21 protein-coding genes are annotated in these 23,967 nt (G+C 72.6%); 13 read left to right on the plus strand and 8 right to left on the minus strand.

Going from position 1 to position 23,967, the window contains the following annotated elements; genetic code table 11:
* Positions 1 to 31: 31 nt before the first annotated feature.
* Positions 32 to 1,333 carry a M6 family metalloprotease domain-containing protein gene (locus ACFUN8_RS10175; RefSeq protein WP_383634175.1) on the plus strand — a complete coding sequence of 434 codons (1,302 nt, stop codon included), beginning with the start codon at positions 32 to 34 and terminating at the stop codon, positions 1,331 to 1,333.
* Here ACFUN8_RS10175 and ACFUN8_RS10180 read toward each other — a convergent pair.
* Positions 1,320 to 2,333, minus strand: a complete 1,014-nt coding sequence (locus ACFUN8_RS10180) for an AMP-binding protein (RefSeq protein WP_383634177.1) — start codon at positions 2,331 to 2,333, stop codon at positions 1,320 to 1,322. The two genes, ACFUN8_RS10175 and ACFUN8_RS10180, sit on opposite strands and share 14 nt — an antisense overlap.
* Positions 2,334 to 2,390: 57 nt before the next feature.
* Here ACFUN8_RS10180 and ACFUN8_RS10185 point away from each other — a divergent pair, with 57 nt between their 5' ends.
* Both ACFUN8_RS10185 and ACFUN8_RS10190 read left to right on the plus strand, forming a co-directional pair.
* Positions 2,391 to 3,002, plus strand: a complete 612-nt coding sequence (locus ACFUN8_RS10185; protein ID WP_383634179.1) for a phosphoribosylanthranilate isomerase — start codon at positions 2,391 to 2,393, stop codon at positions 3,000 to 3,002.
* Positions 3,003 to 3,215: 213 nt separating this feature from the next.
* A complete protein-coding gene (locus tag ACFUN8_RS10190; RefSeq protein ID WP_383634223.1) occupies positions 3,216 to 4,376 on the plus strand; it encodes a phosphatidylserine/phosphatidylglycerophosphate/cardiolipin synthase family protein in 1,161 nt (386 codons plus the stop codon).
* Positions 4,377 to 4,446: 70 nt separating this feature from the next.
* On the opposite strand, the gene ppk2 is transcribed toward ACFUN8_RS10190, so the two are convergent.
* The 7 genes from ppk2 to ACFUN8_RS10225 form a co-directional block, all read right to left on the minus strand.
* Positions 4,447 to 5,427 carry a polyphosphate kinase 2 gene (gene ppk2, locus ACFUN8_RS10195; protein ID WP_383634181.1) on the minus strand — a complete coding sequence of 327 codons (981 nt, stop codon included), beginning with the start codon at positions 5,425 to 5,427 and terminating at the stop codon, positions 4,447 to 4,449.
* Complete coding sequence (locus tag ACFUN8_RS10200; RefSeq protein ID WP_383634183.1) at positions 5,414 to 5,620, minus strand: hypothetical protein; 207 nt, start codon at positions 5,618 to 5,620, stop codon at positions 5,414 to 5,416. Before ACFUN8_RS10200 ends, ppk2 begins: the two co-directional genes overlap by 14 nt.
* 113 nt (positions 5,621 to 5,733) lie before the next feature.
* Positions 5,734 to 7,161 (minus strand): 3-carboxy-cis,cis-muconate cycloisomerase, encoded by a 1,428-nt coding sequence (gene pcaB / locus ACFUN8_RS10205; RefSeq protein ID WP_383634185.1) that lies wholly within the window; start codon positions 7,159 to 7,161, stop codon positions 5,734 to 5,736.
* 39 nt (positions 7,162 to 7,200) lie between these two features.
* Positions 7,201 to 9,156, minus strand: coding sequence for an FAD/NAD(P)-binding protein (locus ACFUN8_RS10210; RefSeq protein ID WP_383634187.1), 1,956 nt, complete (start codon positions 9,154 to 9,156; stop codon positions 7,201 to 7,203).
* Between the two features lie 56 nt (positions 9,157 to 9,212).
* Positions 9,213 to 10,478, minus strand: a complete 1,266-nt coding sequence (locus ACFUN8_RS10215) for a nucleotide sugar dehydrogenase (RefSeq protein ID WP_383634189.1) — start codon at positions 10,476 to 10,478, stop codon at positions 9,213 to 9,215.
* A gap of 177 nt (positions 10,479 to 10,655) precedes the next feature.
* Entirely contained in the window at positions 10,656 to 11,864 is a 1,209-nt protein-coding gene (locus ACFUN8_RS10220) for a DegT/DnrJ/EryC1/StrS family aminotransferase (RefSeq protein WP_383634191.1), read from the minus strand.
* On the minus strand, positions 11,861 to 13,066 hold the full coding sequence (locus ACFUN8_RS10225; protein ID WP_383634193.1) for a DegT/DnrJ/EryC1/StrS family aminotransferase: 1,206 nt from the start codon (positions 13,064 to 13,066) through the stop codon (positions 11,861 to 11,863). Before ACFUN8_RS10225 ends, ACFUN8_RS10220 begins: the two co-directional genes overlap by 4 nt.
* Before the next feature lie 259 nt (positions 13,067 to 13,325).
* Here ACFUN8_RS10225 and ispH point away from each other — a divergent pair, with 259 nt between their 5' ends.
* The 10 genes from ispH to ACFUN8_RS10275 form a co-directional block, all read left to right on the plus strand.
* Entirely contained in the window at positions 13,326 to 14,273 is a 948-nt protein-coding gene (gene ispH / locus ACFUN8_RS10230) for a 4-hydroxy-3-methylbut-2-enyl diphosphate reductase (protein ID WP_383634195.1), read from the plus strand.
* 239 nt (positions 14,274 to 14,512) lie between these two features.
* A complete protein-coding gene (locus ACFUN8_RS10235) occupies positions 14,513 to 15,580 on the plus strand; it encodes a polyprenyl synthetase family protein (RefSeq protein WP_383634197.1) in 1,068 nt (355 codons plus the stop codon).
* Positions 15,581 to 15,642: 62 nt separating this feature from the next.
* The gene (locus tag ACFUN8_RS10240; protein ID WP_383634199.1) at positions 15,643 to 16,767 is read left to right on the plus strand and encodes a hypothetical protein; all 1,125 of its coding nucleotides are present in this window, start codon (positions 15,643 to 15,645) and stop codon (positions 16,765 to 16,767) included.
* A complete protein-coding gene (locus ACFUN8_RS10245) occupies positions 16,757 to 17,617 on the plus strand; it encodes a sugar phosphate isomerase/epimerase family protein (protein ID WP_383634201.1) in 861 nt (286 codons plus the stop codon). The genes ACFUN8_RS10240 and ACFUN8_RS10245 overlap by 11 nt, the downstream gene beginning before the upstream one ends.
* Positions 17,614 to 18,954, plus strand: coding sequence for a M20/M25/M40 family metallo-hydrolase (locus tag ACFUN8_RS10250; RefSeq protein WP_383634203.1), 1,341 nt, complete (start codon positions 17,614 to 17,616; stop codon positions 18,952 to 18,954). Before ACFUN8_RS10245 ends, ACFUN8_RS10250 begins: the two co-directional genes overlap by 4 nt.
* A 3-nt stretch (positions 18,955 to 18,957) precedes the next feature.
* Complete coding sequence (locus ACFUN8_RS10255) at positions 18,958 to 20,121, plus strand: Ldh family oxidoreductase (protein ID WP_383634205.1); 1,164 nt, start codon at positions 18,958 to 18,960, stop codon at positions 20,119 to 20,121.
* A 48-nt stretch (positions 20,122 to 20,169) separates the two neighbouring features.
* The gene (locus ACFUN8_RS10260; RefSeq protein WP_383634207.1) at positions 20,170 to 21,102 is read left to right on the plus strand and encodes a Gfo/Idh/MocA family protein; all 933 of its coding nucleotides are present in this window, start codon (positions 20,170 to 20,172) and stop codon (positions 21,100 to 21,102) included.
* On the plus strand, positions 21,096 to 21,581 hold the full coding sequence (locus tag ACFUN8_RS10265; protein WP_383634209.1) for a DUF6917 domain-containing protein: 486 nt from the start codon (positions 21,096 to 21,098) through the stop codon (positions 21,579 to 21,581). The genes ACFUN8_RS10260 and ACFUN8_RS10265 overlap by 7 nt, the downstream gene beginning before the upstream one ends.
* Positions 21,582 to 21,610: 29 nt before the next feature.
* The gene (locus tag ACFUN8_RS10270; protein WP_383634211.1) at positions 21,611 to 23,407 is read left to right on the plus strand and encodes a 1-deoxy-D-xylulose-5-phosphate synthase; all 1,797 of its coding nucleotides are present in this window, start codon (positions 21,611 to 21,613) and stop codon (positions 23,405 to 23,407) included.
* A partial coding sequence (locus ACFUN8_RS10275; RefSeq protein ID WP_383634213.1) for a flavodoxin-dependent (E)-4-hydroxy-3-methylbut-2-enyl-diphosphate synthase occupies positions 23,404 to 23,967 on the plus strand: 564 nt, incomplete at its 3' end. The genes ACFUN8_RS10270 and ACFUN8_RS10275, both read left to right, overlap by 4 nt.

Genomic DNA, 23,967 nt, shown 5'->3' on the forward strand with positions numbered 1-23,967 from the left:
CGGACGACTGCCGCTGACCCGAAGGCGGCCGATGAAGCACACCCGTCGGATACGCGGAACCGCAGGTCACGGCCGCCATGCCAGACCCCGTCGGCTCGGTGCACTCGCCGCGCTCGCCGCCCTGACCCTCGCCGCCCTCACCACCGCCAGCGCGACCCTCCCGCTCCCCACCCGCGCCTCCGCCGGCCCGGTCTCCACCGCGCACGACGCGACGCTCGCCCCGTGCCGTATCGCCACCGCCACCGGCGTCCAGATGTCCGAGGGCGTGCCCACCCCCGCCGGCTACTCCCGCTCCACCGGCACGGTCCGCGCGCTCAACCTGATGGTCGACTTCTCGGACGCGCCGGGTCCCGGCAGCGCCGCCGACCGGCTCGGCGAGTTCTTCCCGCAGACGTCGCAGTGGTTCCGCACCAGCTCGTACGGGCGGCTCGACTACCGGCCCGAGGCCCCCCTGAAGGACTGGCTGCGGATGCCGCTGCCGTTCGAGGAGTACGGGATAGAGCGCGGCGCGCCGTACGAGCCCGGCTACCGGCGCCTCGTCCAGGACATCGTGACGGCGGCCGACCCCGAGGTGGACTTCGGCGAGTACGACCTGGTCAACATCCTCGTCACCCCCAACGCCGGCCCCTCGGCCCTCGACACCGTCCTGTCCGTGACGTTCTCCGGCAACGGCGAGGCCCCGAAGGCGGACGGCGTCCCGCTCTCCAACACGTCCTTCGTCTACAGCAGGCAGGACGACGGCTCGGGGTCGTACGCGCGGACCGGCTACCGGGTCCTGCCGCACGAGAACGGCCATGTCTTCGGCCTCCCCGACCTCTACACGATGGACGGCGGCGGCACGGTCGGGCACTGGGACATCATGTCCGAGGACTGGGGGGCCAACAACGACCTGCTGGGCTGGCACAAGTGGAAGCTCGGCTGGCTCGACAACGAGCAGATCAGCTGCGCGTCGGCCCCCGGCGTGAGCGAGCACGACCTCACCCCGCTCGCCGAACAGGGCGGCCACAAGCTCGCGTTCGTGCCGCTCTCCGAGGACTCCGGCCTCGCCGTCGAGGTCCGCACCCGCGCGGGCAACGACGAGGCCGTCTGCAAGCCCGGCGTGCTGATCTACCGGGTCGAGTCCGACGTCGACACGGGGCGCGGTCCGGTGACCGTCTCCGACAGCGAGGAGCGCAGCGGCGGGTGTACGCGGCGGCCCAACGTGCACGCGGAGCTGTCGGACGCGCCGTACGGGCCCGGGGAGACCTTCCGGGACCGGGACAGCGGCGTCAGCGTGGCGGTGCTCGGCAAGAGCGGGGACGGCGGCTACCGGGTCCGGATCAGCCGGTCCTGAACCAGCCGTCGGGGGTGAACGCCTCGGCGGTGGCCCGCTCGTCGCGCCAGTAGGCGTACGGGAGCGACTGACCGCGCAGCCACCGCTCGCCGGTCTCCGCCACGACGCGTGACTCGACGGTGGGCCCCTCGGCGGTGGGCGTGGCCCGGAGCGTCGCTTCGGACGGTTCCACCGACCCTTCCGCCGGCCGCTCCGCCGGCCCTTCCGCCGCGCCGTCCAGGACCAGCGCGCCGCCCGCCGCCATCGCGCCGTACACCTGGGCGAGCGCGACGGGGCCGGAGAAGGGGCGTGTGAGCCGCGTGACGGGGGCCGGGCCGAGGCCCGGCAGTTCGCCGCGGCCGAGCGCGTCGGCGGCGGCCCGGAAGCGGGCGTCCATCGCGGCGCCCGCCTGCGCGAGCTGGGTGGCGACGGCGCCCCGCAGGGGGTCCGCCGGTGACGCGTAGACGAGGGTGGCGTCGTCCTCGGCCCGGATCTCGATGTCCGGCGGGGCCGCGTACGGGTCGGGCGCGGGCAGCTTCCCCGGGCCGAGGACCACGACGCGTACGCGCTCGCGCTCCGCCCACCCCGCGATGACCGGCAGCCGCTCGTCGTCCACGAGCAGCACGCGGGGCGCGCAGTGGTCCAGCACCCGGCCCAGCTCGTCCCCGGTCCACGCCGCGTCGAGCGGTACGGCGACCAGCCCGGCGAGCTGCGTGGCCCAGAAGGCGCTCTGCCAGTCGGGCCGGTCGCCCATCACCACGGCGGCCCGGTCGCCCGGCCGCAGGCCGTAGGTGTCCACGAAACGGTTGGCCAGCATGGTCGCGGCGGCGAAGAAATCACCGTAGGTAAGGAGGTGGGCCCCGTCGCCGCCGACGAGGAAGGGCCGCTCCCCGTAAGCCCAGGTCGTCTCGACGAACTCCCGCAGGGTGCGCGGTCCGTCCGCGTACATGAGCGAGCCGTTCTCGGCGCGTACGACCTCGAAGGGCGCCCCGGGGGCGGTCAGGGCGGCGGTGTGCGGCAACGTACGGCTCGCTTTCTTCGTACCCTCGCATCAGGTCCGTCGAGCGAGGAGCTCCAGTTGCACCACTTGTACGTCAAGGTCTGCGGTCTGCGGAAGCCCGCCGAGGTCGAGGCCGCCGTGGCCGGCGGGACCTCCGCCGTCGGGTTCATCCTGACGACGAGCCCCCGGCGGCTGTCCCCCGCCGAGGCCCGTCCGCTCGCCGCGCTCGTGCCGCCGGGCATCGCCAAGGTGGCGGTCTTCCGCGGTGAGCCGCTGGAGGAGGTGCGCCGGGCGGCGGCCGAGGCGGGCGCGGACACCGTCCAACTGCACGGCGGGGAACCGCCCGAGTTCTTCGCCGCGCTGCGCGCCGACGGATTCCGGCTGATCCGCGCCACCTCGCCGGCGTCGGGCGATCCGCTGACGGCGGGCGCGTACGGCGAGGACCTGCTCATCATCGACTCACCCCGGCCGGGCTCGGGCGAGCGCTGGTCCCCGGAGTCGCTGCCGGAGCGGCCGACGGGGTCGTGGGTGCTGTCGGGCGGGCTCTCGCCGGACAACGTCGTGGACGCCGCGACGGCGCTGCTGCCGTGGGGCGTCGACGTGTCCAGCGGGGTGGAGAGCAGCCGGGGTGTGAAGGACGTCCGGCTCATCGAGAAGTTCCTCACCACCGTGGGCGGAATGCGTTTCTGAACACAGCGTGGCGGGTCGGGAGAGGGGCACCCGGTCGTAGGGCGTGGAGACACGCCCAGGATCCGATGCGACCCGACGCGACCCGAAAGGGGTTCCTCCCTTGATCAGCACACGTCTGTTCTCCCCGCCGCCGTGCTCCCGGCCGGTCAGATCGGTGACGGTCAGAGCGGTGACGGCCAGAGCGGCATCGGTCAGATCGGCGACGGTGACCCGATGACCACCGAGAAGATCCGGCGCATACGGCGGCGCCTGGAGCGGCTGATCGGCATCGCCATGACCGAGGGCAACGCGCTCGTCCCGCTGCGGAACGGCGACGAGATCTTCGCGTCGATGCTGGAGAGCATCCGCGGCGCCCGGCACACCATCGACATGATGACGTTCGTCTACTGGCGCGGCGACATCGCCCACGAGTTCGCGCAGGCGCTCGGCGAGCGGGCGCGCGCCGGGGTGCGCGTGCGGCTGCTGCTCGACGGCTTCGGCAGCCGGCTCATCGAGAAGGACCAGCTGGAGGCGATGGAGCGGGCCGGGGTGCGGGTGGCCTGGTTCCGCAAGCCGCTGTATCTGTCGCCCCTCAAGCAGAACCACCGCTGCCACCGCAAGGTGCTCGTCGTGGACGAGACGACCGCGTTCACCGGTGGTGTGGGCATCGCCGAGGAGTGGTGCGGCGACGCGCGGAACGAGAGCGAGTGGCGCGACACGCACGTCCGTGTCCAGGGGGCCGCGGTGGACGGGATCGCCGCCGCGTTCACCCAGAACTGGGCGGAGTGCCACCAGGAGATGTTCGACGAGCGGGACCGGTTCGTGGAGCAGTCCACGCACGGCGAGGCGATCGTGCAGGTGGTGCGTGGGTCGGCCAGCTTCGGCTGGCAGGACATGCAGACCCTGATCCGGGTGATGCTGGAATCGGCGGAGGAGCGCGTACGGCTGGCGACGGCGTACTTCGCGCCGGACGAGTACTTCGTGAAGCTGCTGTGCGCGACGGCCCGGCGCGGAGTCTCGGTGGAGATCCTGCTGCCGGGGCCGCACACGGACAAGCGGGTCTGTCTGCTGGCCGGACAGCGGTACTACGAGGACCTGACGGCGTGCGGCGTGAAGATCTACCAGTACCAGCCGACGATGATGCACGCGAAGGTCATCACCGTCGACTCGATCGCCTCACTGATCGGGTCCACCAACTTCAACCGGCGTTCGCTGGACCACGACGAGGAGGTCATGCTCGCCGTACTGGACGAGTCCTTCACGGCCGAGCTGGACGGCCACTTCGAGGAGGATCTGACGGTGAGCGAGCCGATCTGTCCGCGCCGCTGGAAGCGCCGCTCGCTGGCGCAGCGGGCCCGGGAGGCGTCCGTGGTCCCGATCCGCCGCTACCTCTGAGCCACCGGCGCGGATCTGGGACACCCTCGCGTCTCCGAGAAGCCCCCGCCCCCCGACCCCCGCCCCGCGTTCAGCTCGTGGGCTCCGCCGGGTGGTCGCCGGGGCCGTGGGTGTGGGCGGCGAGCGGGGTCGGGGACAGGTCGGTGCTCTCCTCGCCCTCTTCGAGCAGGGTGTCGGCCGGGCCCACGATGAGCGGGTCGGGTACGCCGAGGAGTTCCTCGTCCTTCCGGTCGTAGTCCATCCGCCACAGCAAGCTGCGCATGGCCTCCAGCCGCCCCCGCTTCTTGTCGTTGTTCTTGACCACGCTCCAGGGCGCGTGCGCCGTGTCGGTGGCCCGGAACATGTCGACCTTCGCGGCGGTGTACGCGTCCCAGAGGTCCAGCGACGCGAGGTCGGTGGGCGAGAGCTTCCACTGCCGTACGGGGTCGATCTGGCGGATCGCGAAGCGCGTGCGCTGCTCGTCGTGCGAGACCGAGAACCAGAACTTCACGAGCAGGACGCCGTCGTCGGTGAGCATCCGCTCGAACTGGGGCGCCTGGCGCAGGAAGTGCTCGTACTCCTCCGGCGTACAGAAGCCCATCACCCGCTCGACGCCGGCCCGGTTGTACCAGGAGCGGTCGAAGAAGACGATCTCCCCGGCGGACGGCAGATGCGCCACGTACCGCTGGAAGTACCACTGCCCCGCTTCTCGCTCGGTGGGCTTCTCCAGGGCCACCACGCGGGCACCACGCGGGTTGAGCCGCTCGGTGAACCGCTGGATGGTGCCGCCCTTGCCCGCCGCGTCCCGGCCCTCGCAGACCACCACCACCCGTCGGCCGGTGTCCTTCACCCAGCGCTGGAACTTGAGCAGTTCGATCTGGAGCGTGCGCTTCGTCCGCTCGTACTCGCGGCGGCGCATCTTCTGGTCGTACGGGTAGTTCTGCCGCCATGTCTGTACGGGGCGGCCGGACTTGTCGAGCAGGACGGGCTGCTCGGGGTTCCGGTCGTCGACGGTCAGCCCGTCCAGAAGGACGTCCGGCCCGTCGTCCTGGCCCTTCTCATCCGGCGGCATGCGGGCGCCCTCCCCGGTAGGCGCCGGGGTCGGGGACGGTGGTGCCGTCGAAGTCCGCCTCGTCGTCGAGGGGGGGAAGGTCGATGGTGTAGTGCGCCTCCAGGAAGAGGTCGCTGTGCTGCGGACGCGAAACGGACTCATCTGCGGCGGGAAGAGGCGCGGTTCGGACGATACGACGCTGAGAGCTCTGCATCCAAGACCATCCAGGGAAGGGAGTCGTACGGGCCGCGCGGCCCATTGCCGGGCGACTGGCTCATCCTTACATAGGGCTCGATCTTGACAAGCGAGTTGAGTGCCGGGACGGGCTCAGCCCGTCGGCCGATCGAGGTGGAAGCGCCCCAGGACCCGGTCCACCAACTGGCCCGCCGCCCCGGTGTAGTGCGCCGGGTCGGCCAGTTTCCTGAGGTCGTCGGCCGATCGGCGGCCGGTGAGGGCCGGGGCCTCGGCCAGGACGTCCGCGAGGGGGCGGCCGGTGGTGGCCGCCTCGGCCGAGACCTGGGCGAGCAGGGTCTTCGCCTCGGCCCTGCCGAGTTCCACGGAGAGCAGGGCCGCGAGCCGTTCGGAGACGACCAGGCCGCCGGTGAGGTCGAGGTTGGCCCGCATCCGGTCCTCGTGGACGGTCAGGCCCTCGGTCAGCTCGGCGGCGGTGTGCGCCGCGCCGCCGGCCAGGCGCAGGCAGTCGCGCAGCGGCAGCCATTCGGCGTGCCAGGCGCCGGCGGGCCGTTCGTCGTCGTGGACCGACACCTGCATGAGGGTGCCGACGAGGGAGGGCACCTGGTAGGCGGCGGAGCGGATCAGCGCCGAGAGGGCGGGGTTGCGCTTGTGCGGCATGGCGGAGGACGTGCCCCGGCCCTCGGCGGCCGGCTCCGCGACCTCGCCCGACTCGGTGCGGGACAGCAGCTGGACGTCCGCCGCGACGGAGCCGAGGGCGCCGGTCAGCAGGGCGAGCGCCGCGCCGAGGTCGGCGAGGGGGGTACGGACGGTGTGCCAGGGCACGAGCGGTTCGGTGAGGCCCAGCTCGGTGGCGAGCGCGGCCGGCAGCTCCTGGATGTACCGCGCGCCTCCGTCGTCGGCGGCGTCCGGTACGTGCAGGAGCGCGTACTCCAGATATCCGGCCATCGTGCCCGCGGCGCCGCCGAGTTGGACCGGCAGCCCCTCGCCGCGCACCCGGCGCAGCCGGTCGCGCGCGTCGAGTACGCCTTGCAGCCAGCCGGCCGCCTTGAGGCCGAAGGTGGTCGGTACGGCGTGCTGGCCGAGGGTGCGGGCGGCCATGAGGGTGTCGCGGTGCCGGGCGGCGAGGCGGGCCAGCGCGTCGGCGGTGCGGTCCAGGTCGGCCAGGACGAGGTCCAGGGTGCGCGCGGCGACCAGCATGAGGCCGGTGTCGAGGATGTCCTGGCTGGTGGAGCCCTGGTGGACGCTGTGCGCGGCGTCGGGGTCCTGGGCGGCGACCAGCGCGGTGAGCTGTCGTACGAGCGGCACGACCGGGTTGGCGGCGCCGCGTGAGCGCACCGCCAGGTCGTACAGGTCGAAGTGCTCGGCCCGCGCGGCCGCGCCGATGGCGCGGGCGGCGGACTCGGGTACGGCGCCGAGCCGGGCCTGGACGCGGGCCAGGGCCGCCTCGGTGTCGAGCATGGCCTGGAGGCACGCGGCGTCGGTGGTGGCGGCCTCGGCCGGGGTGCCGGCCCGGACCGGGGAGAACAGCCCCGTGTCTGCGGCGAACTGGTCGGTCGTCATATCTGATCCCCCGTCAAAGACTGCTGAGAGATGGCGATTTCACGTCGCCTTGGACCTCTGATGATCCGGCACCGGCGGCCGTGGCGGGCCCGTGGGCAGGGCCAGTACCGCGAGCGCGATGGCGTCGGAGTCTCCCAGTGTCACGGAGTTGACGCCGGGGCGGACCCCGGCGGCGGTCGCCCAGTGCACCGATTCGGTCGGCACACCGTAGGCGAAGCGCCTGGGATGCGCGCGGCCCTCGGCGTCGACGAGCCGGTACGGCCGGGGGGTGACGGCGAGGCCGCCGGTCTCGTACGCGCCGAGCCGTGGGTCGGCTATCGCGTAGGGGCGGCACTGCCCGGTGGCCAGCAGGTCCGTCAGCAGCGGGTCGGCCGTCCGGCGCAGGTCGGGCTCGGGCAGGCGGGCCTCGACCAGGGTGGTGACGTGCGTCAGGGAGCCGGGCACGGCGGGCGCCTCGACGGTGAAGGCGCCCCGGCCGGGGTCGGTGCCGACGCGCAGGCCGGGGCCGAGGACGGTCAGCACCCCGGCCTCGATCAGGGCGATCATCTGCTCGATCCGTATCGCGGGCGGGCCGATGGACAGGAAGGCGTTGAGCGGGGTGTACCAGCGCTCCAGGTCGTCGCGGTGCGAGCCGCCGGTGAGTCCGCCGTGGTCCACCACCAGCCGGATCTCGTTGCGCAGGTCGCGCAGCACGTCGAGCGCGGCCTTGAGGGGGCCGTCGACGTTGCCCGCGTCGGACTCGGCGAGATCCCGGCGCAGCAGGTCCAGCAGCCAGTCGCGGTGGTCCGCCGGGCCCCGGAAGCCCCGGTCGGCGTGGGGCGCGGAGAGGTACTTCCAGTCCCAGTGGTCGTCGGGGCCGATGCCGTACGCGTCGAGCAGGTCGGACTCCTCGGCCGACCCCCAGGCCGGGGTCAGATACCGGTCCGCGAACCGGCCCGCCTCGTGCTCGCCGACGCGCCGGGCGAGCAGCGCCGTGTAGTGGACGGTCTCGACCTCCTTGGCGATCAGCGGCCAGAGGTCGCGGCCGAAGTCGAGGCCGCCGCCGAGCCGGGCGGCGGTACGCAGCCGCTCCAGCTCCGCCGGGGTGAGGACCCGCGGGATGTGCCTGCCGTGCGCGCCCTTCTGGTTGCGGCCGCGCGAGTGGTACGGGATGCCGCGCCGGGAGGCGGCGTACAGGCGCGGTTCGCGTCCCGAGGGGCCGTACACGAGCCGGCCGTCCCGGCGGGTGTACGTGCCGCCGCGGCCGAGTGTGAACAGCGTCAGATGGTCGAAGAAGTTCAGCCCGAGTCCGCGCAGGGCGACGGCCTCGCCGGGCCGGACGGCGGACAGGTCGGTGTCGGCGGGGTTGGCGGGCGGGACGTACGTCAGCGCGTGGGCCCGCGCGAAGCCGGCCAGTTCGCGCTCGCCGGGGCCGCCGACGACCGGGAGATGGCCCTGGGCGAGGACGACCGCGTCCAGGTCCTCGATACGCGAGCCGTCGGCGAGCAGCACGGCCTGCGGGCCGTCCGGGCCCCCGTCCAGCCGGACGGCCCGTCCCGGGTGGACGACGACGCGGACGTGCGCGGGCGCGGTGCGGACGACCTGGCCGAAGACCCACTCCAGGTAGTGGCCGTAGAAGGCGCGGGTCGGGTAGGAGTCCGGGGTGAGGTCGCGGGCCTCGGCGCGGACCTGGTCGTCGTACGCCTCCCCCGGCTCCGTGCCGAGCCGGGCCGCCCAGTCGAACAGGCTGGGGCCGGGGGCGAGTTCGCCCTCGATCCCCACGCTCTCGTCGGTGAACAGCGTGACCTGTGAGGCGACGGTGTTCATCAGCAGGTGGTGGGACTGGTCGGTGCGCCACACGCTTCCGGCGCCGGGGCGGTACGGGTCCACGATGTGCGCCACGAGGGTGGAGCCGGGCGGGAGGCGGCGGCGCGCGTTGGCGCAGAGCCGTTCCAGGACCGAGAGGCCCCGGGGTCCGCCGCCGACGACGCAGACCTCCAGATGTCCGTCACTCACGTGTGTCTCCGTCTCCGTCCCTGTCTCCGTCTCCCGTTGGGCATCCACGCGGCCGGTCAGAGGACTTCGACGGTGGGGCCGGTCTCCAGCCGGTGCCGGCAGTCCAGTACGAAGTCCGAGGCACGGCTGACGAGTTCGTAGTCGAAGGCGTCGTGGTCGGTCAGCAGCACCACCGCGTCGGCCGCCGCCAGCTCCGCCTCGGAGAAGTCGCAGCGGGTCAGTTTGCTGTCCACGGTCACCGCCTCGACCACGTACGGGTCGGCCGCGCGCACGTCGGCGCCCAGACCGAGCAGCAGCTCCGCCACGCGCAGCGCGGGCGACTCGCGCGCGTCGCCGGTGTTCGGCTTGTACGCGAGGCCGAGCAGCAGGACGCGGGAGCCCGCGAGCGGCCTGCGGCGGGCGTTGAAGGCGAGCAGCAGCCGCTGGACCACATGGTCGGGCATGTGCCCGTTGATGTGGTTGGCGAGTTCGACGAACTCGAAGCGGCGGCCGAGGGTGCGCCGTACGCGCCAGGACAGATACTCCGGGTCGACGGGCAGACAGTGCCCGCCGACGCCGGGTCCGGGGGTGAAGCGCATGAACCCGAAGGGCTTGGAGGCGGCGGCGTCGAGCGCCTCCCAGACGTCGACGCCGAGTTCGTGCGCGTACATCGCCATCTCGTTGACCAGCGCGATGTTGACGTGCCTGAAGGTGTTCTCGATCAGCTTGGACAGCTCGGCGACCTCGGTCGTGCGCACCGGCACGGTGGTACTGGTGATGGTGTCGTAGAAGGCCGTTACGGCGGTGAGTGACGCCGCGTCGATGCCGGACACCACCTTGGGCGTGTTCTCCAGGCGCCAGGTCGGGTTGCCGGGGTCGATGCGCTCGGGGCTGTAGCCGAGGTGGAAGTCGTCGCCCGCGGTCAGGCCCGAGCCCTCCTCCAGCAGTGGGACGAGCAGTTCGACGGTGGTGCCGGGGTACGTGGTGGACTCCAGGACCACGGTCGCGCCGGGGCGCAGCCGGGCGGCGAGGGTGTGGGCGGCCGACTCGATGTACGAGAGGTCGGGCGCGCCGTCGCGCAGCGGGGTGGGCACGGTGACGACCGCGACGTCGAAGCCGTCGAGGTCGGACGGGTCGGTGGTGGGCAGGTAGGAGCCCTGGTCGAGCAGGACGGCGAGCTGTGCGTCGGGGATGTCCTCGACGTAGGACTCACCGCCGATGAGCCGTTTGACGCGGTCGGTGTCCACGTCGTAGCCGACCACTTGGTGGCCGGCCAGCGCGGCCCGGACTGCCAGCGGCAGGCCCACGTACCCCTGCCCGACAACGACGACCTTGCTTTTCACGGTTGCTCCCGTCGGAGGAAGTGGGTCAGTTGGTGGTGGGGGTGTTGGTTGTGGGTCAGTTGGTCGGCTGGTCGGCTGGTCGGGTCAGTTGGTCCGTCGGTCGGGCGATCGGTCGTTCGGGCGGCCGATCGGGCGGGCGGAGTTGTGCGAGCCGGACTCCGTGGGGCGCGGCCCCGCTCAGTCGAAGAACGCGCAGACCACGTCGGCCGTACGCTCGACCTGACTGTCCGTCAGGCTCAGGTTCAGCGGCAGCGCGAGATGCCGGGCGCTCGCCAGCTCCGCGCCGGGCCGCCGCCCGTCGGCGCCCGTTCCCGCGTACGCCGCGAAGGCGGCCAGCCGGGGCAGCGGCACCGGGTAGTAGACGCGGCTGCCGACTCCGTGCGCGGCGAGGTGGGCGGCCAGCGAGTCCCGGCAGATGGTCTGTACGGCGTAGACGTAGTGGCACTGGCCGTCGGCCCCGGCGGTCGGGGCGAGCAGGCCGCGCCCGCGCAGCGCCGCGAAGCGCGCGTTGTAGTGCTCGGCGACGGCGGCGCGCCGGGCGACCATGTCGTCGGCGCGCTCCAGCCGGCCGAGCTGGAAGCCGGCCTGCACCTCGTCGAAGCGGCTGTTGAAGCCGACCTCGTGGTGCACGAAGCGCTGGACGCCGTCCTGTCCGTGGTTGCGCAACCTCCGTACGAGTGAGGCGAGTTCGGCGTCGTCGGAGAGGACGACCGCGCCTTCGCCCGGCATCCCGAACGGCTTGACCGGGAAGAACGAGTAGAGCCCGACGTCCCCCCACGTACCGGCCGCCCGGCCGCCCAGGGTCGCGCCCTGGGCCACCGCAGCGTCCTCGACGACCGCGATCCCCCGGCGGCGCGCGAAGGACCGGATCGCGGGCATGTCGGCCATCGTCGTGAAGGTGTGGGCGGGGACGACCGCGCGGGTGCGGCCGGTCACCCGGCTCTCCGCGTCGACCGGGTCCAGGACCATCGTCACCGGGTCCACGTCGGCGAAGACCGGCACCGCGCCGACACCCAGCACCGTCGCGGCCAGCGGCTCCGCGCCGAAGGCGGGCACGATCACCTCGTCGCCGGGGGCGACCCCGACGGCCCGCAGAGCGAGCGTGAGCGCGCCGGTCCCGCTGGCGCAGGCGACCACGTCGCGTACGCCCGTGCGTTCGGCCAGCCGCCGTTCCAGCTCTGCGGTGCGGCGGCCGAGGATGAACTTCTGCTCGGGGTCGGTGCCGACCTCGTACAGCACCTCGCGCAGCAGTTCACGTTCGGTGTCGGGGAGCCGGGTGTGGGCGTAGGGGACGACGTCGGCGGCCGGGGCCGGGGCGGAGGGCGCTGTCCGGGCCTGGGCCTTGGTCTGGGCCTTGGTCTGGGCGGGCGAGGTCTCGGTGGTCATGACGTACTCCCGGTGAAGAAGGAGCGGACGGCGTCGCACACCCGGCCGAGCTGAGTGAGGGTCAGCTCGGGGTAGAGCGGCAGCGCGACGGTGCGGTGGCTCGCCGCCTCGGCGTGCGGGAAGTCGCCCTCCTGGTGGCCGAGATGGGCGAAGCACGGCTGGAGGTGCAGCGGCAGCGGGTAGTAGGTCTCGGTGCCGATGCCCGCGGCGGCGAGGTGCGAGACGAGGGCGTCGCGCCGGTCGGTCTCGACGAGATAGACGTAGAAGACGGGGTCCACCGGCTCACCGCGCTCCACCACCGTGGGCAGCCGGCGGACGCCGGGGATGCCGCGCAGGCGCCGGGTGTACGCGTCGGCGAGCACGGCGCGGCGGCGGATGTCGTCGTCCAGCGTGGTCAGCCTGGTGAGCAGGGCCGCGGCCTGGATCTCGTCCATCTTGCTGTTGGTGCCGGCCAGTTCACCCTGCCGCGCGTACTCGGCGCGCGCGGTCGGCGCCTGCGGCGCGGCAGAAGGTGCCAGGGCGGGCCGGCCGTGGTCGCGCAGCCGCTGTACGGCACGGGCGAGCGCGTCGTCGTCGGTCAGCACCATGCCGGCGTCGCCGAGCGCGCCCAGCGTCTTGGTGGGGAAGAACGACAGCACGCCGCCCGCCCCGATCAGACCGGTGTGGCGGCCGTTCAGCCGCATCCCGATGCCCTCGGCGCTGTCCTCCAGGACGAGCAGTCCATGCTGTTCGGCCACCGTGAGCACCGCGGTCATGTCGGCGGGCTGGCAGAACAGATGCACCGGCATGACGGCCTTGGTGCGCTCCGTGACCGCCGCTTCGAGCGCGGCCGGGTCGAGGTTGTAGGTGAGCGGGTCGACATCGACGAAGACCGGGACCGCCCCGACGAGCGCCACCGAACTGGCCGACGCGAAGAAGCTGAAGGCCGGCACGATCACCTCGTCGCCGTACCCGATCCCCGCCGCGCGCAGCAGCAGGACGAGCGCGTCGGTGCCGTTGCCGACGGCGATCGCGTGCCGGGCACCGGTGTAGGCGCGCAGGGCGGCTTCCAGCTCGGCGGTCCTGGGCCCGTTGGAGTACGTACCCGATTCGCACACCTCGTCGAGATACGCGCTCAGTCGGGGCCACAGCCGCTCGAAGGATTCCGCCTGTGTGAAGAACGGGACGCTGCTCGCCGGAGCCGGCATCGCCTTGCTGTTCATTTCACTCCACTCGTCTCGGCGGTAAAGCGGTCGGGCGGATCTCTCAGCGGTTCGAACGTAGACGGCACGCCGACGCGCCTTCGATAGCAATCACCCGGCAATCCCTTGGCAATTGCCGAGGACGGCGCAGGCAAGCGTGTGCAGAACTCTGCCTATTACCCGGGTCGTTACTTATTGCCGGTCCGAAAAACCTTGACTTGCCTCTTCGTTGTGACGGACGGTGAAGCCCAATTCCACGGACCGACAGGAGTTTCCAGTCGTGACCGACAAGAAAGTGATCCTCGCCGAGCCACGCGGATTCTGTGCGGGGGTACGCCGGGCGATAGAAATCGTCGAGAAGGCATTGGAGGTCCACGGAGCCCCCGTCTATGTGCGAAAAGAAATCGTCCACAACCACTACGTGGTGGGAGTGCTGAGGCGACGCGGCGCGATCTTCGTGGACTCCGAGGCGGACGTGCCTCCCGGCGCGGTCTGTGTGTTCTCCGCGCACGGCGTCTCCCCGGAGGTACGTGAGAACGCGACCGCCCGCCGGCTCGACACCATCGACGCGACGTGCCCGCTGGTGTCGAAGGTCCACCAGGAGGCGCGGCGCTACGCCCGCGACGGCCGCACCCTGCTGCTGGTGGGCCACGCCGACCACGAGGAGGTCGAGGGCACGTACGGCGAGGCGCCCGACCGTACGGTGGTCGTGGAGAGCGTCGAGGACGCGCACGCGCTCGACCTGCCGCGTGACACCCCGGTCGCGGTGCTCACCCAGACCACGCTCTCGATGGACGAGACCGCCGGCATCGTCGCCGCGCTGGGCGAGCGCTTCGACGACCTGCGCAGTCCCGCCGACGGCGACATCTGCTACGCCAGCACCAACCGGCAGGTCGCGGTGAAGGAGATCGCCGCGCGCAGCGATCTCGTGCTGGTCGTCGGGTCGCGCAACTCCAGCAACTCGGTACGGATGGTGGAGGTGGCCCTCCTCGAAGGGACCGCCGCGTATCTGGTGCCGGACGTCACGGAGCTGGACGTGAGCTGGCTGGACGGGGTACGGACGGTCGGCGTGAGCGCCGGCGCCAGCGCTCCCGAGCTGCTGGTCGACCAACTGCTGGAGCGGCTGGACCAGTTGGACTTCCACGATGTGGAGCTGTCCGTCACGACCAAGGAGGACATCGTCTTCCAGCTGCCGCCGGGCCTCACCCGGGCGCGGCCGTCCGCCTGACCGGAGCCGTGAGGCCGGTGGCGTCGCGCCGGTGGCGTGAGGCCGTTGGCGTCGCGCCGGTGGCGTGAGGCCGGTGGCCGAGCCGTCGGCCCTCTCCGACGGGTGCCGTACGAGGTGCGCCGCGTACGCACCGGAGCCGGCGCCGCGAGCCGGGAGCCCCGGGCCTCGGAGCCGTACGCCCAAAGGGCACCGACCCGTCGCCCCAAGGACCAGATCGCCGACACGACAGGAGAACGCTCATGACCGTCTCACCGCCCGCACCGGCCGTCGAACGCCTCGGGGGCCTCGCCGCCCGGTCCCGCGCGGCCGTCCTGGACCGTACCGAGGCGCGGCTCGACGCCATGCTCGCCGCGGAGCACTCCCGCTGGGCGGCGGTCGACGCGCGCGCCGCGGTCCCCGTCGAGGCCATCGGCGACCTGATCCGGGCGGGCGGCAAACGGCTGCGCCCCTCGTTCTGCGCCGCCGGATTCCTCGCGGCGGGCGGCGAGTTGTCCGACTCGCGGGTGGTGGACGCGGCGGCGGCCATCGAGATGCTGCACGCGTTCGCGCTCATCCACGACGACGTCATCGACGACTCCGACCTGCGCCGCGGCAAGCCCACGGTCCATGTCCGGCACATCGACGAGCACCGTGAGCGCGGCTGGCAGGGCGAGGCCCGCCGTTACGGCGAGGGCATCGCCGTACTCGCCGGTGACCTGGCCTTCTCGTACGCCGGGCAGCTCATCCAGGACCTGCCCGCCGAGGCCCGGCTGGTCTGGGGGCGGCTCGTCAGCGAGATGATCATCGGCCAGCACCTGGATGTCACGGTCGCCGCGGAATCCCTCCCGGACCCGAAGCTGGCCCGGTACATCGCCAACGCCAAGTCCGGCCACTACAGCGTCCACCGCCCGCTGGAACTCGGCGCGGCCATCGCGGGCGACTCCTCGTCGGCCGCCGCCTTCGAGGCGTACGGCACCGCGCTGGGCGAGGCGTTCCAGCTGCGCGACGACCTCATCGACACCTACGGCGACGCCGAGGCCGTCGGCAAGCCGGTCGGCGCCGACGCCGAACAGCACAAGATGACGCTCCTGGTGAGCCTCGCCGCGCTGCGCGACGCCCGTGTCGGCGAGCTGGTCCGGGCCGCCGACTGGGACGGCGCCGCCCTCGCGGAGGCGCTGAACAGCAGCGGTGTGCGCGCCGAAGTGGAGCACCGCATCGACGAGTTGGTGGTGCAGGCGCACGAGGCGCTGTCGGCGGCCCCCATCGGCGAGGAGTGGAAGCGCGAACTCGCCGACATGGCCGTGTCCGTGGCCTACCGCGACCACTGATCCGACCGTCCGTCCGTTCCCTCTCGGAGTCGCCAGGTCTCCTCAAGAGCGAAGGTCACGTCATGCTGAACACGTTCATCGTCGGCGGCGGGCGAGCCGGCCTCGGGCTGCACTGGCCGGTGCTGCGCAAGCTGCGCGCCCTGCCGGACGAATCCGGCCTGTGGTCACCGGATCCGCCCGTGGTCTGGGACGTCCAGGACATCCGCGAACAGGCCCTGGCCGAGGGCCTGTTGCCCGCGGACTCGCCGGCTCACGCCGCCACGCTCGCGGACCCCGCCACCACGGTCGTCCATCTGTGCACACCGCCGGCCGACCGGTTCGCCACGCTCCAGGAGCTGGCCGACCTCGGCTACACGCGCATCGTGGTCGAGAAGCCGTTGGCCGTCGGCACCGCCGGTCTGGAGGCCATCGACATGCTGGCGCGGGTGCGCGGTCTGCGGCTGCGGGTCGTCTCGCCGTGGCTGGCCAGCTCGCTGACCGGGAAGCTGGCGGAGCTGGTGCGGTACGGGGCCGAAGGCGAGGCGCCGGGCGGTGAGCTGGGCGCGCTGCGTTCGATGTCCTTCACCCAGTTCAAGCCGCGCTGGACGCGCACCCTGCGCTCCGACAACCACACCACCGCCTTCGACGTGGAGCTGCCGCACTCGCTCGGTGTCGCCCTGCGGCTCGCGGGCGACGCCCGGATCACCGACGCGGCGCTGACGGACATGCGGATCGGCGACACCGTCATCCCCGACATGGGCGGCGCCCGGCTGACGCTCCGGCACCACAACGGCGTCACCACGGAGATCGCCTCCGACCTCACCTCGCCCGTCCGCGAACGCCGGATCGGGCTGCGGTTCGACACCGGTCATGTCGTCGGCCACTACCCGATCAGCGACGTCGACCACTACGCCACCCTGACGGTCCACGACGGCACCGGCGGCGCCACACCGGCCCCCCGGCTCCTCTTCGACGACGCGCTGACCAGCTACGTCGACGGCGCCTACCGGGACTACGCGGCGGGCACGGACCGGTCGGGCGGTTCCGACGGCCGGGACGACTACACGATCGCCCGGCGAGTGGTCCAACTCCTGCAAGAAGCGCGTCTGTTGGCCTCCGCACGGCGCGAAGGGCAGCCCGCGTCCCCCCGCCCACAGCTGACCGGGGTCTCCCCCGCCCTCCGGAGCGGAGCCGACCATGAGAGCTGACATCCGGCTGAGTGGCATCGGCGACGAGGCCGCCCCCGGACTCGACCGCCAGATCGAGGCGGTGCGGCGGCTCGGCTGGGACAGCCTGGAGCTGCGCTCGGTCGACGGTGTCCCCCTCGCCGACCTCGACGCCCCGGCCTTCGACCGGGTGGCCGGCCGGATCGCCGACGCCGGGCTCGGGGTCTCCTGCGTCGACTCCCGGATCGGCAACTGGGCCCGTACGGTCGTCTCCCCGTTCGCCGACGACCTGGCCGAACTGGACCGGCTCGCCGACCGGTGCGACCACCTCGGCACCCGCTTCGTACGGATCATGTCGTACCCCAACGCCGGTCTGTCCGAGGGTGATTGGGAGCGTGAGGTACTCGACCGGGTGCGGCGGCTCGCGATCCGCGCCGAGGGCGCGGGGCTGGTGCTGGTGCACGAGAACTGCGCGGGCTGGGCCGCGACCGACCCGGCGCGCATGCTCCGGCTGCTCGACGCCGCCGACAGCCCCGCGCTGCGGCTGCTCTTCGACGTCGGCAACGGCATCGCGTACGGCTACGAGGCGTACGACCTGCTCGCGACCGTCGCGCCGTACGTCGCCCATGTGCATGTGAAGGACGGCACGGGCGACACGACCGCGCAGTTCTACTCGCTCCCCGGCGACGGGGACTGCCGGGTCGCGGACTCGCTGCGGCTGCTGTTCGCCCGGGGCTACTCCGGCGCCGTCTCGATCGAGCCGCACATCAACATCCGTCCGCACGAGGGGTGGTCGGACCCGTCCGGGGACTACGTGGACGAGTTCGTGGCGTACGGGAAGCGACTCGAAAAGCTCGTGAACGGGCTGGGCCCGGCGGCGGACCGCCCATGACCCACCCAGCCCCGCGCCCCCGCCGGATCGACCCGTCCACCACCGCCGCGCTGACCGGGTCCGACCGCGCACTGCTGCTGCGCCTGCTCGCCCTGCGCACCGCCGGGCCGCTGGAGACCGGCGGCGGTCAGCCGGTGGAGCTGTGGGAGGCGCAGAGCGCGTACGCGGCGGCGGCGGCCGAACTCGGCTTCCGGGTCGTCCACCACACCCCCGCCGGACCGGACGCGCTCACCGGCTCCGACGTGCCCCGGGCGGTGCGCCAAGCCGCCGACACCCTGCCCGGCTTCCTGGACTGCCAGCCGAACATGGTGCTGCGGCTCGGACCCGAACTGCCGCGCGCGGCAACGGTGATGTTCAACGTGCACCTGGACACCGTCGCGGGCGGCGGCCCCGTCTCGTTCGACGGGTCGCGCTTCCACGGCCGCGGCTCCATCGACGCCAAGGGCCCCGCCGTCGGACTGCTCGCCGGTGTACGGGCGGCCCTCGCCGCCTCCCCCGCGCTCGGTACCGAGGTGGGCGTGCTGATCCAGCTCGTCTCGGGCGAAGAGGGCGGCGCCATGGGCGTGTTCGGCACCAGACCGCTGGTCGAGCAGGGGTACGTGGGGCGGCTCAACGTGTTCTGCGAGCCGACCGGCCTTCGCGTACTGGGCAGGGCCACCGCCTCCATGACCGCGCGCCTGCGCGTGGCCGGCCGTGACGGTATCGACGACGAGCCGGGCGCGGGCCACAACGCGACGGTGCTCCTGGGCTATCTCGCCCAGCACCTCGCCACCGAACTGCCTCCGTACGCGGTCGACGGCCAGGTCTGCGTCGCCGGTATGAACACCGGCTCCATGCACAACAAGGTCTACGGCACCGGGCAGTTGCTGCTCAATCTGTCGTACGGCTCCGAGGACACCGGGCGCAAGCTGGAAGCCGCGCTGGACGACGCGCTGCGGACCGGCGTGGAGCGCTTCCGCGAACGCTTCGCCGGCATCCCGGCCTTCGCCACCACCGCCCGCGACGCCGCGCGTGTGACCCATCTCGACTGGCTGAAGCGGGGGTTGCCCGCGCTGTCCGCCGACGACACGTGGGTCGGCGAGCTGCTGCTCGACCGGGCGGGGTTCGCCCCGTGGCCCGCCGGGCTGCCCGCGTTCACCTGTGACGCGATCTGGCTGGCCGGCGTACCCGACACCTCGACGGTGGTCTTCGGCCCCGGCGACCTCGGCGGCAACCAGGCACACGCGGAAGGGGAGTTCGCCGATCTGGCCGACCTCGACCGGTACGCGCGGCACATCGACCGCCTGCTCATCTCCTTCGCACGCAACCGGCTCGACCGGCTCGACCAGGGGAACTGACCTATGACGACGAGCACTTCCACAGCCATCACCGCCACCACTACCGCCACCGGCACCGGCACTTCGGTGCGGGTCGACGCGACCGAACTGGTGGCCTTCACCGCCGCCGTGTTCCGGCACCACGGCCTGCCCGCCGAACGGGCCCTGACCGCCGCGCACGCCCTGGTCCACGGCGACCTGACCGGCATCACCTCGCACGGCCTGACCAACCTCACCCGCCTCTATCTCAAGCTGTTCGAGAACGGCCGCTGCGACCCTGCCGCCGAACCCGAGGTGCTGGCCGACCGGGGCGCCGCCGTACTGCTCGACGCGCACCGCGCACTCGGCCTCTGGTCGGCGAGCGAGGCCGTCGACCTGGCCGCCGAGCGTGCCCTGGCCTACGGCGTCGGGCTCGTCTCCGTACGCGACGCCACCCACCTGGGCTGCGCGGGCGCGCACGCCAAGCGCGCGGCGGACCGGGGAATGATCTGTCTGCTGGTCTCCAACTGCGGTCAGCAGCGCATCATCCGGCCTCCCGGCGGACGGGCCGCGCTGCTCGGCACCAACCCGCTCGCGTTCGCGGCCCCCGCGGGTCCGCGGCCCCCGCTCGTACTCGACATGAGCACCACCGTGGTCCCGACCGGGCGCGTCCGAGGTGCGGCGCGGGCCGGACAGCCCATCCCCGAGGGGTGGTTGGAGGACGGGGACGGCCGGCCGGTGACGGATCCGCACGCGCTCGACCGGGGCGACGGCTATCTGAAGTGGCTGGGCGGCGATCCGGCGACGGGGGCTTTCAAGGGGTACGGGCTCGGCCTGCTCGTGGAAGTCCTCGGCGCGCTCCTGCCGGGGGCGGGGCTCGGCCCGGCGAGGGAAGCCTGGTCCGGCAGCGGCAGCCCCAGCGGCCAGGACGACGACATCGGCTTCACGGTGCTGGTCGTCGCGCCCGCGGAGCTGCGTCCGCGTGAGGACTTCGAGGCACAGACGGCGGGGATGTTCGACGCGCTGGTCGGCTCCCCGGCGGTGGCCGAGGACCGTCCCGTCCGCTACCCCGGCTGGTTCGAGGCGGAGCGGGCGACGGAGCACGGCAAGAGCGGGGTGCCACTGTCGCGTTCGCTGTTCGAGGAGTTGGTGGCGGTGGCGGCGGAGCGGGGCCTCACGGCGCCCGCGCCCTTGCCGCCCCCCAACTGACACGCGACGCCGAAGCGCCCTACAGCCCCATCAAGGAGGACACAGACAATGAAACCCCTGCGGACAGGCGTGGTGGGGCTCGGGGTCATCTCCCGGTTCTATCTCGACGCCTTCCCCGGCCTGCCCACGCTCGACCTGGTCGCGGTGTGCGACCTGCGCGAGGAGGCCCTGGCCCCGCACCGCGCCGCCGGCCTGCCCTGCTACCGGGACCACCGGCGGATGCTGGCCGAGGCCGGACTCGACGCGATCGTCGTCAACGTCCCCAACGACGCGCACGCGGCCGTCTGCCGGGACGCGCTGGAGGCGGGCGTCGCGGTCTGCGTCGAGAAGCCGCTCGCGCTGGACCTGGCCGAGGGCCGCGCGCTGACCCGACTGGCCGCGCGCGAAGGGTCGGTGCTGTTCACCGCGTTCCACCGGCGCTACAACGACAACGTGCTCGGCCTGCTGCGTTCACTGCCCGCCGACGCGTCGGCCGTGGAGTCGGTGACCGTCCGCTATCTGGAGAAGATCGAGGAGCACGTCGGCGCGGACCGCTGGTATCTCGACCCGGCGCGCTGCGGCGGCGGCTGCGTCGCCGACAACGGCCCCAACGCCTTCGACACCGTGCGGCTGTTCCTCGGCGAGCTGACGGTCGAGTCCGCCGAGGTCGTACGCGACGAGGAGGGCGTCGACCGGCAGGCGCGGGTGGCGCTGCGCTCCGCCGGCGGGGTGCCCGCCACCGTGGAGCTGGACTGGTCGTATCCGCACGGCGAGGCGAAGGACGTCACCGTCCGGCTGAAGGACGGCACCGAGCACCACGCCGACATGCTGGCCGGACACCACGCGTTCAAAAGCTCGCTGAAGCACGAATACGTGGGTGTGCTGGGCGAGTTCGAGCAGGCGGTCCGCGCCGGTACGGACGCCTCCCGCGCCGGGCTCGCGATGCTGGAACTGGTCGACGCGACGTACCGGACCGAGCGGGCGGGGGCGGTCCCGTGCTGAACAGGACGGCGTACGGTCCCCCGGCGCCCGCGCCGCTCGCGCCCAGCCCGGAGAACGGCGACAAGCGCACCGTCAGGTCCGAGGTGGTCAAGGTGCTGCGCCACCGCCGTACGGACCGGGGGATGCGCCTGGAGGAGTTCGCCTCCCGCTGCGTACGCCAGGGCGAGCTGCACGAACTGGTCACCACCGACCACCTGGAGACCGAGGAGGGCTCCCGTATCGACCGGGTCGGCTTCCTCGGATTCGTGGAGATCTCGGTCGCCGGGGTGCTGGACCGGGGCGACATCGTCCTCGTCGACGGGGAGCCCATCGGCACTCTCCTGGGCTTCGACGCCTGCCACTTCCCCAACCACTACAACGTGCTGATCCACACCGCCTGGACACTCACCGGTCCCGAGGCCGGGCTGCGCCCCGGCTCGCAGGTGACCTTCCGTCCGCCGCCGTCCACGGCCGGCGACACGGGTCCGGGCCGGCCGTGACGGCCCCGTACGACATGGAGGATTCGGTCATGCCCCTACTCGACGAGATCGCGGCCCCTCGCGACCTCCGCGCCCTCACTCCGCCACAGCTGGACCAACTTTCCGGTGAGATAAGGGAGTTGATGATCGACGCGGTGTGCCGCACCGGCGGACACCTCGGGCCCAACCTGGGCGTGGTGGAGCTGACCATCGCGCTGCACCGGGTCTTCGACTCACCCAGGGACACGCTGCTCTGGGACATCGGCCACCAGACGTACGTACACAAGCTGTTGACCGGCCGCCACGCCGCGTTCGGCGGGCTGCGTACGCGCGGCGGGCTGTCCGGGTACGCCTCGCGCGCCGAGTCCGAGCACGACGTGATCGAGAACTCCCACGCGTCGACGGCCCTCAGTTACGCGGACGGGCTGGCGCGGGCCCGCGAGCTGAGCGGCGACACCGACCGCGCGGTGGTGGCCGTCATCGGGGACGGCGCGCTCACCGGCGGGCTGGCGTGGGAGGCCCTGAACAACCTGGGCGGTGCGCGGCAGCGGCCGGTGATCGTGGTGCTGAACGACAACGAGCGCTCCTACGCGCCGACCGTGGGCGGCCTGGCGGCGCACCTGGCGCGGCTGCGCGCGGGGGCGGGGGCGGGGGCGGAAGCGGGGGTGGAGTCGGGGTTCGGGAACGTCTTCGAGGAGTTCGGGTTCCGCTGTCTCGGCCCGGTGGACGGGCACGACATCGCGGCCGTGGAGGAGGCGTTGGGCCGGGCGCGGGCGATGGGCGGTCCGGTGCTGGTGCATGTGGTGACGGAGAAGGGGCGGGGCTGGGAGACGGCGGAGACGAACGAGCTGGACCGCTGCCATGTGGTCCGGGCGACGCCACCGTCTGCTGCTGCCGCCCCCTCCTCCCCTTCCTGGACTTCGGTGTTCTCGACCGAGATGGTCCGTATCGGGGCGGAGCGCCCCGATGTCGTCGCGATCACGGCGGCGATGGCGGAACCGGTCGGACTGCTGGAGTTCCAGCGGGAGTTCCCCGCGCGCACGATCGACGTGGGGATCGCCGAGCAGCACGCGGCGGCAGCGGCGGCCGGCCTGGCGCTGGGCGGGCTGCACCCGGTGCTGGCCATCTACGCGACGTTCGGCAACCGCATGATCGACCAGATGGTCACCGACATCGCCCTGCACTCCGCCCCGGTCACGCTGGTGCTGGACCGCGCGGGCGTGACCGGCGACGACGGCGCCAGCCACAACGGCATGTGGGACCTGACGCTCTTCCAGGCCGTACCCGGCATCCGTATCGCCGCGCCACGCGACGGTACGCGGCTGCGGGAACTGCTCCGCGAGGCGGTCGCCTGGGACCGGGGGCCGACGGTGCTGCGCTTCCCCAAGGGCACGCCCGGCGCGGACATCCCCGCCCTCAGCACGACGGACGGCTTCGACGTGCTCCACAACGCGCCCGGCCGCGACCTGCTGATCGTCTCCGTGGGCCCGATGGCCCGGCTCGCGCTGGACGTCGCCGGGCAGCTCGCGGACGCGGGCATCGGGGCGACGGTGGTCGACCCGCGCTGGGTCGTACCGGTCAACCCCACACTGGTGGAGGCCGCCGCGTACTTCAAACAGGTGATCACCATCGAGGACAGCGGACGCGTCGGCGGCGTGGGCAGCGCGTTCGCGCAGGCCCTGGGGGACGCCGGGATCGACACCCCCGTACGGAACTTCGGCCTGCCGCGCGAATTCCTCGACCACGGGTCGCGGGCCCAGGTCCTCGCCCACTGCGGCCTGACCGCCGACGCCGTCACCACCGAGGTGCTGGCCCGGCTGACCCCGGAAAGGACACTCACTCCATGACCACCATCGCTTTGGGCATGCCCGACATCCCGACGAAGCTCGCCGACCGGAGGGTCAGTCGACAGATCCAGGTCGGTTCGGTGGCTGTCGGTGGGGATGCGCCGGTGTCGGTGCAGTCGATGACGACGACGCGGACGTCGGACATCGGGGCGACGTTGCAGCAGATTGCCGAGCTGACGGCGTCGGGGTGTCAGATTGTGCGGGTGGCGTGTCCGACGCAGGATGACGCGGACGCGCTGGCGACGATCGCGCGGAAGTCGCAGATTCCGGTGATCGCGGATATTCATTTCCAGCCGAAGTATGTGTTCGCGGCGATCGACGCGGGGTGTGCGGCGGTGCGGGTGAATCCGGGGAACATCAAGCAGTTCGACGACAAGGTGAAGGAGATCGCGAAGGCGGCCTCGGCGGCGGGGACGCCGATCCGTATCGGGGTGAACGCGGGTTCGCTGGACGCGCGGCTGCTGCGGAAGTACGGCAGGGCGACTCCGGAGGCGCTGGTGGAGTCGGCGTTGTGGGAGGCGTCGCTGTTCGAGGAGCACGGGTTCCGGGACATCAAGATC

The sequence above is a fragment of the Streptomyces sp. NPDC057307 genome (genome assembly GCF_042667665.1).
Lineage (GTDB): Bacteria > Actinomycetota > Actinomycetes > Streptomycetales > Streptomycetaceae > Streptomyces.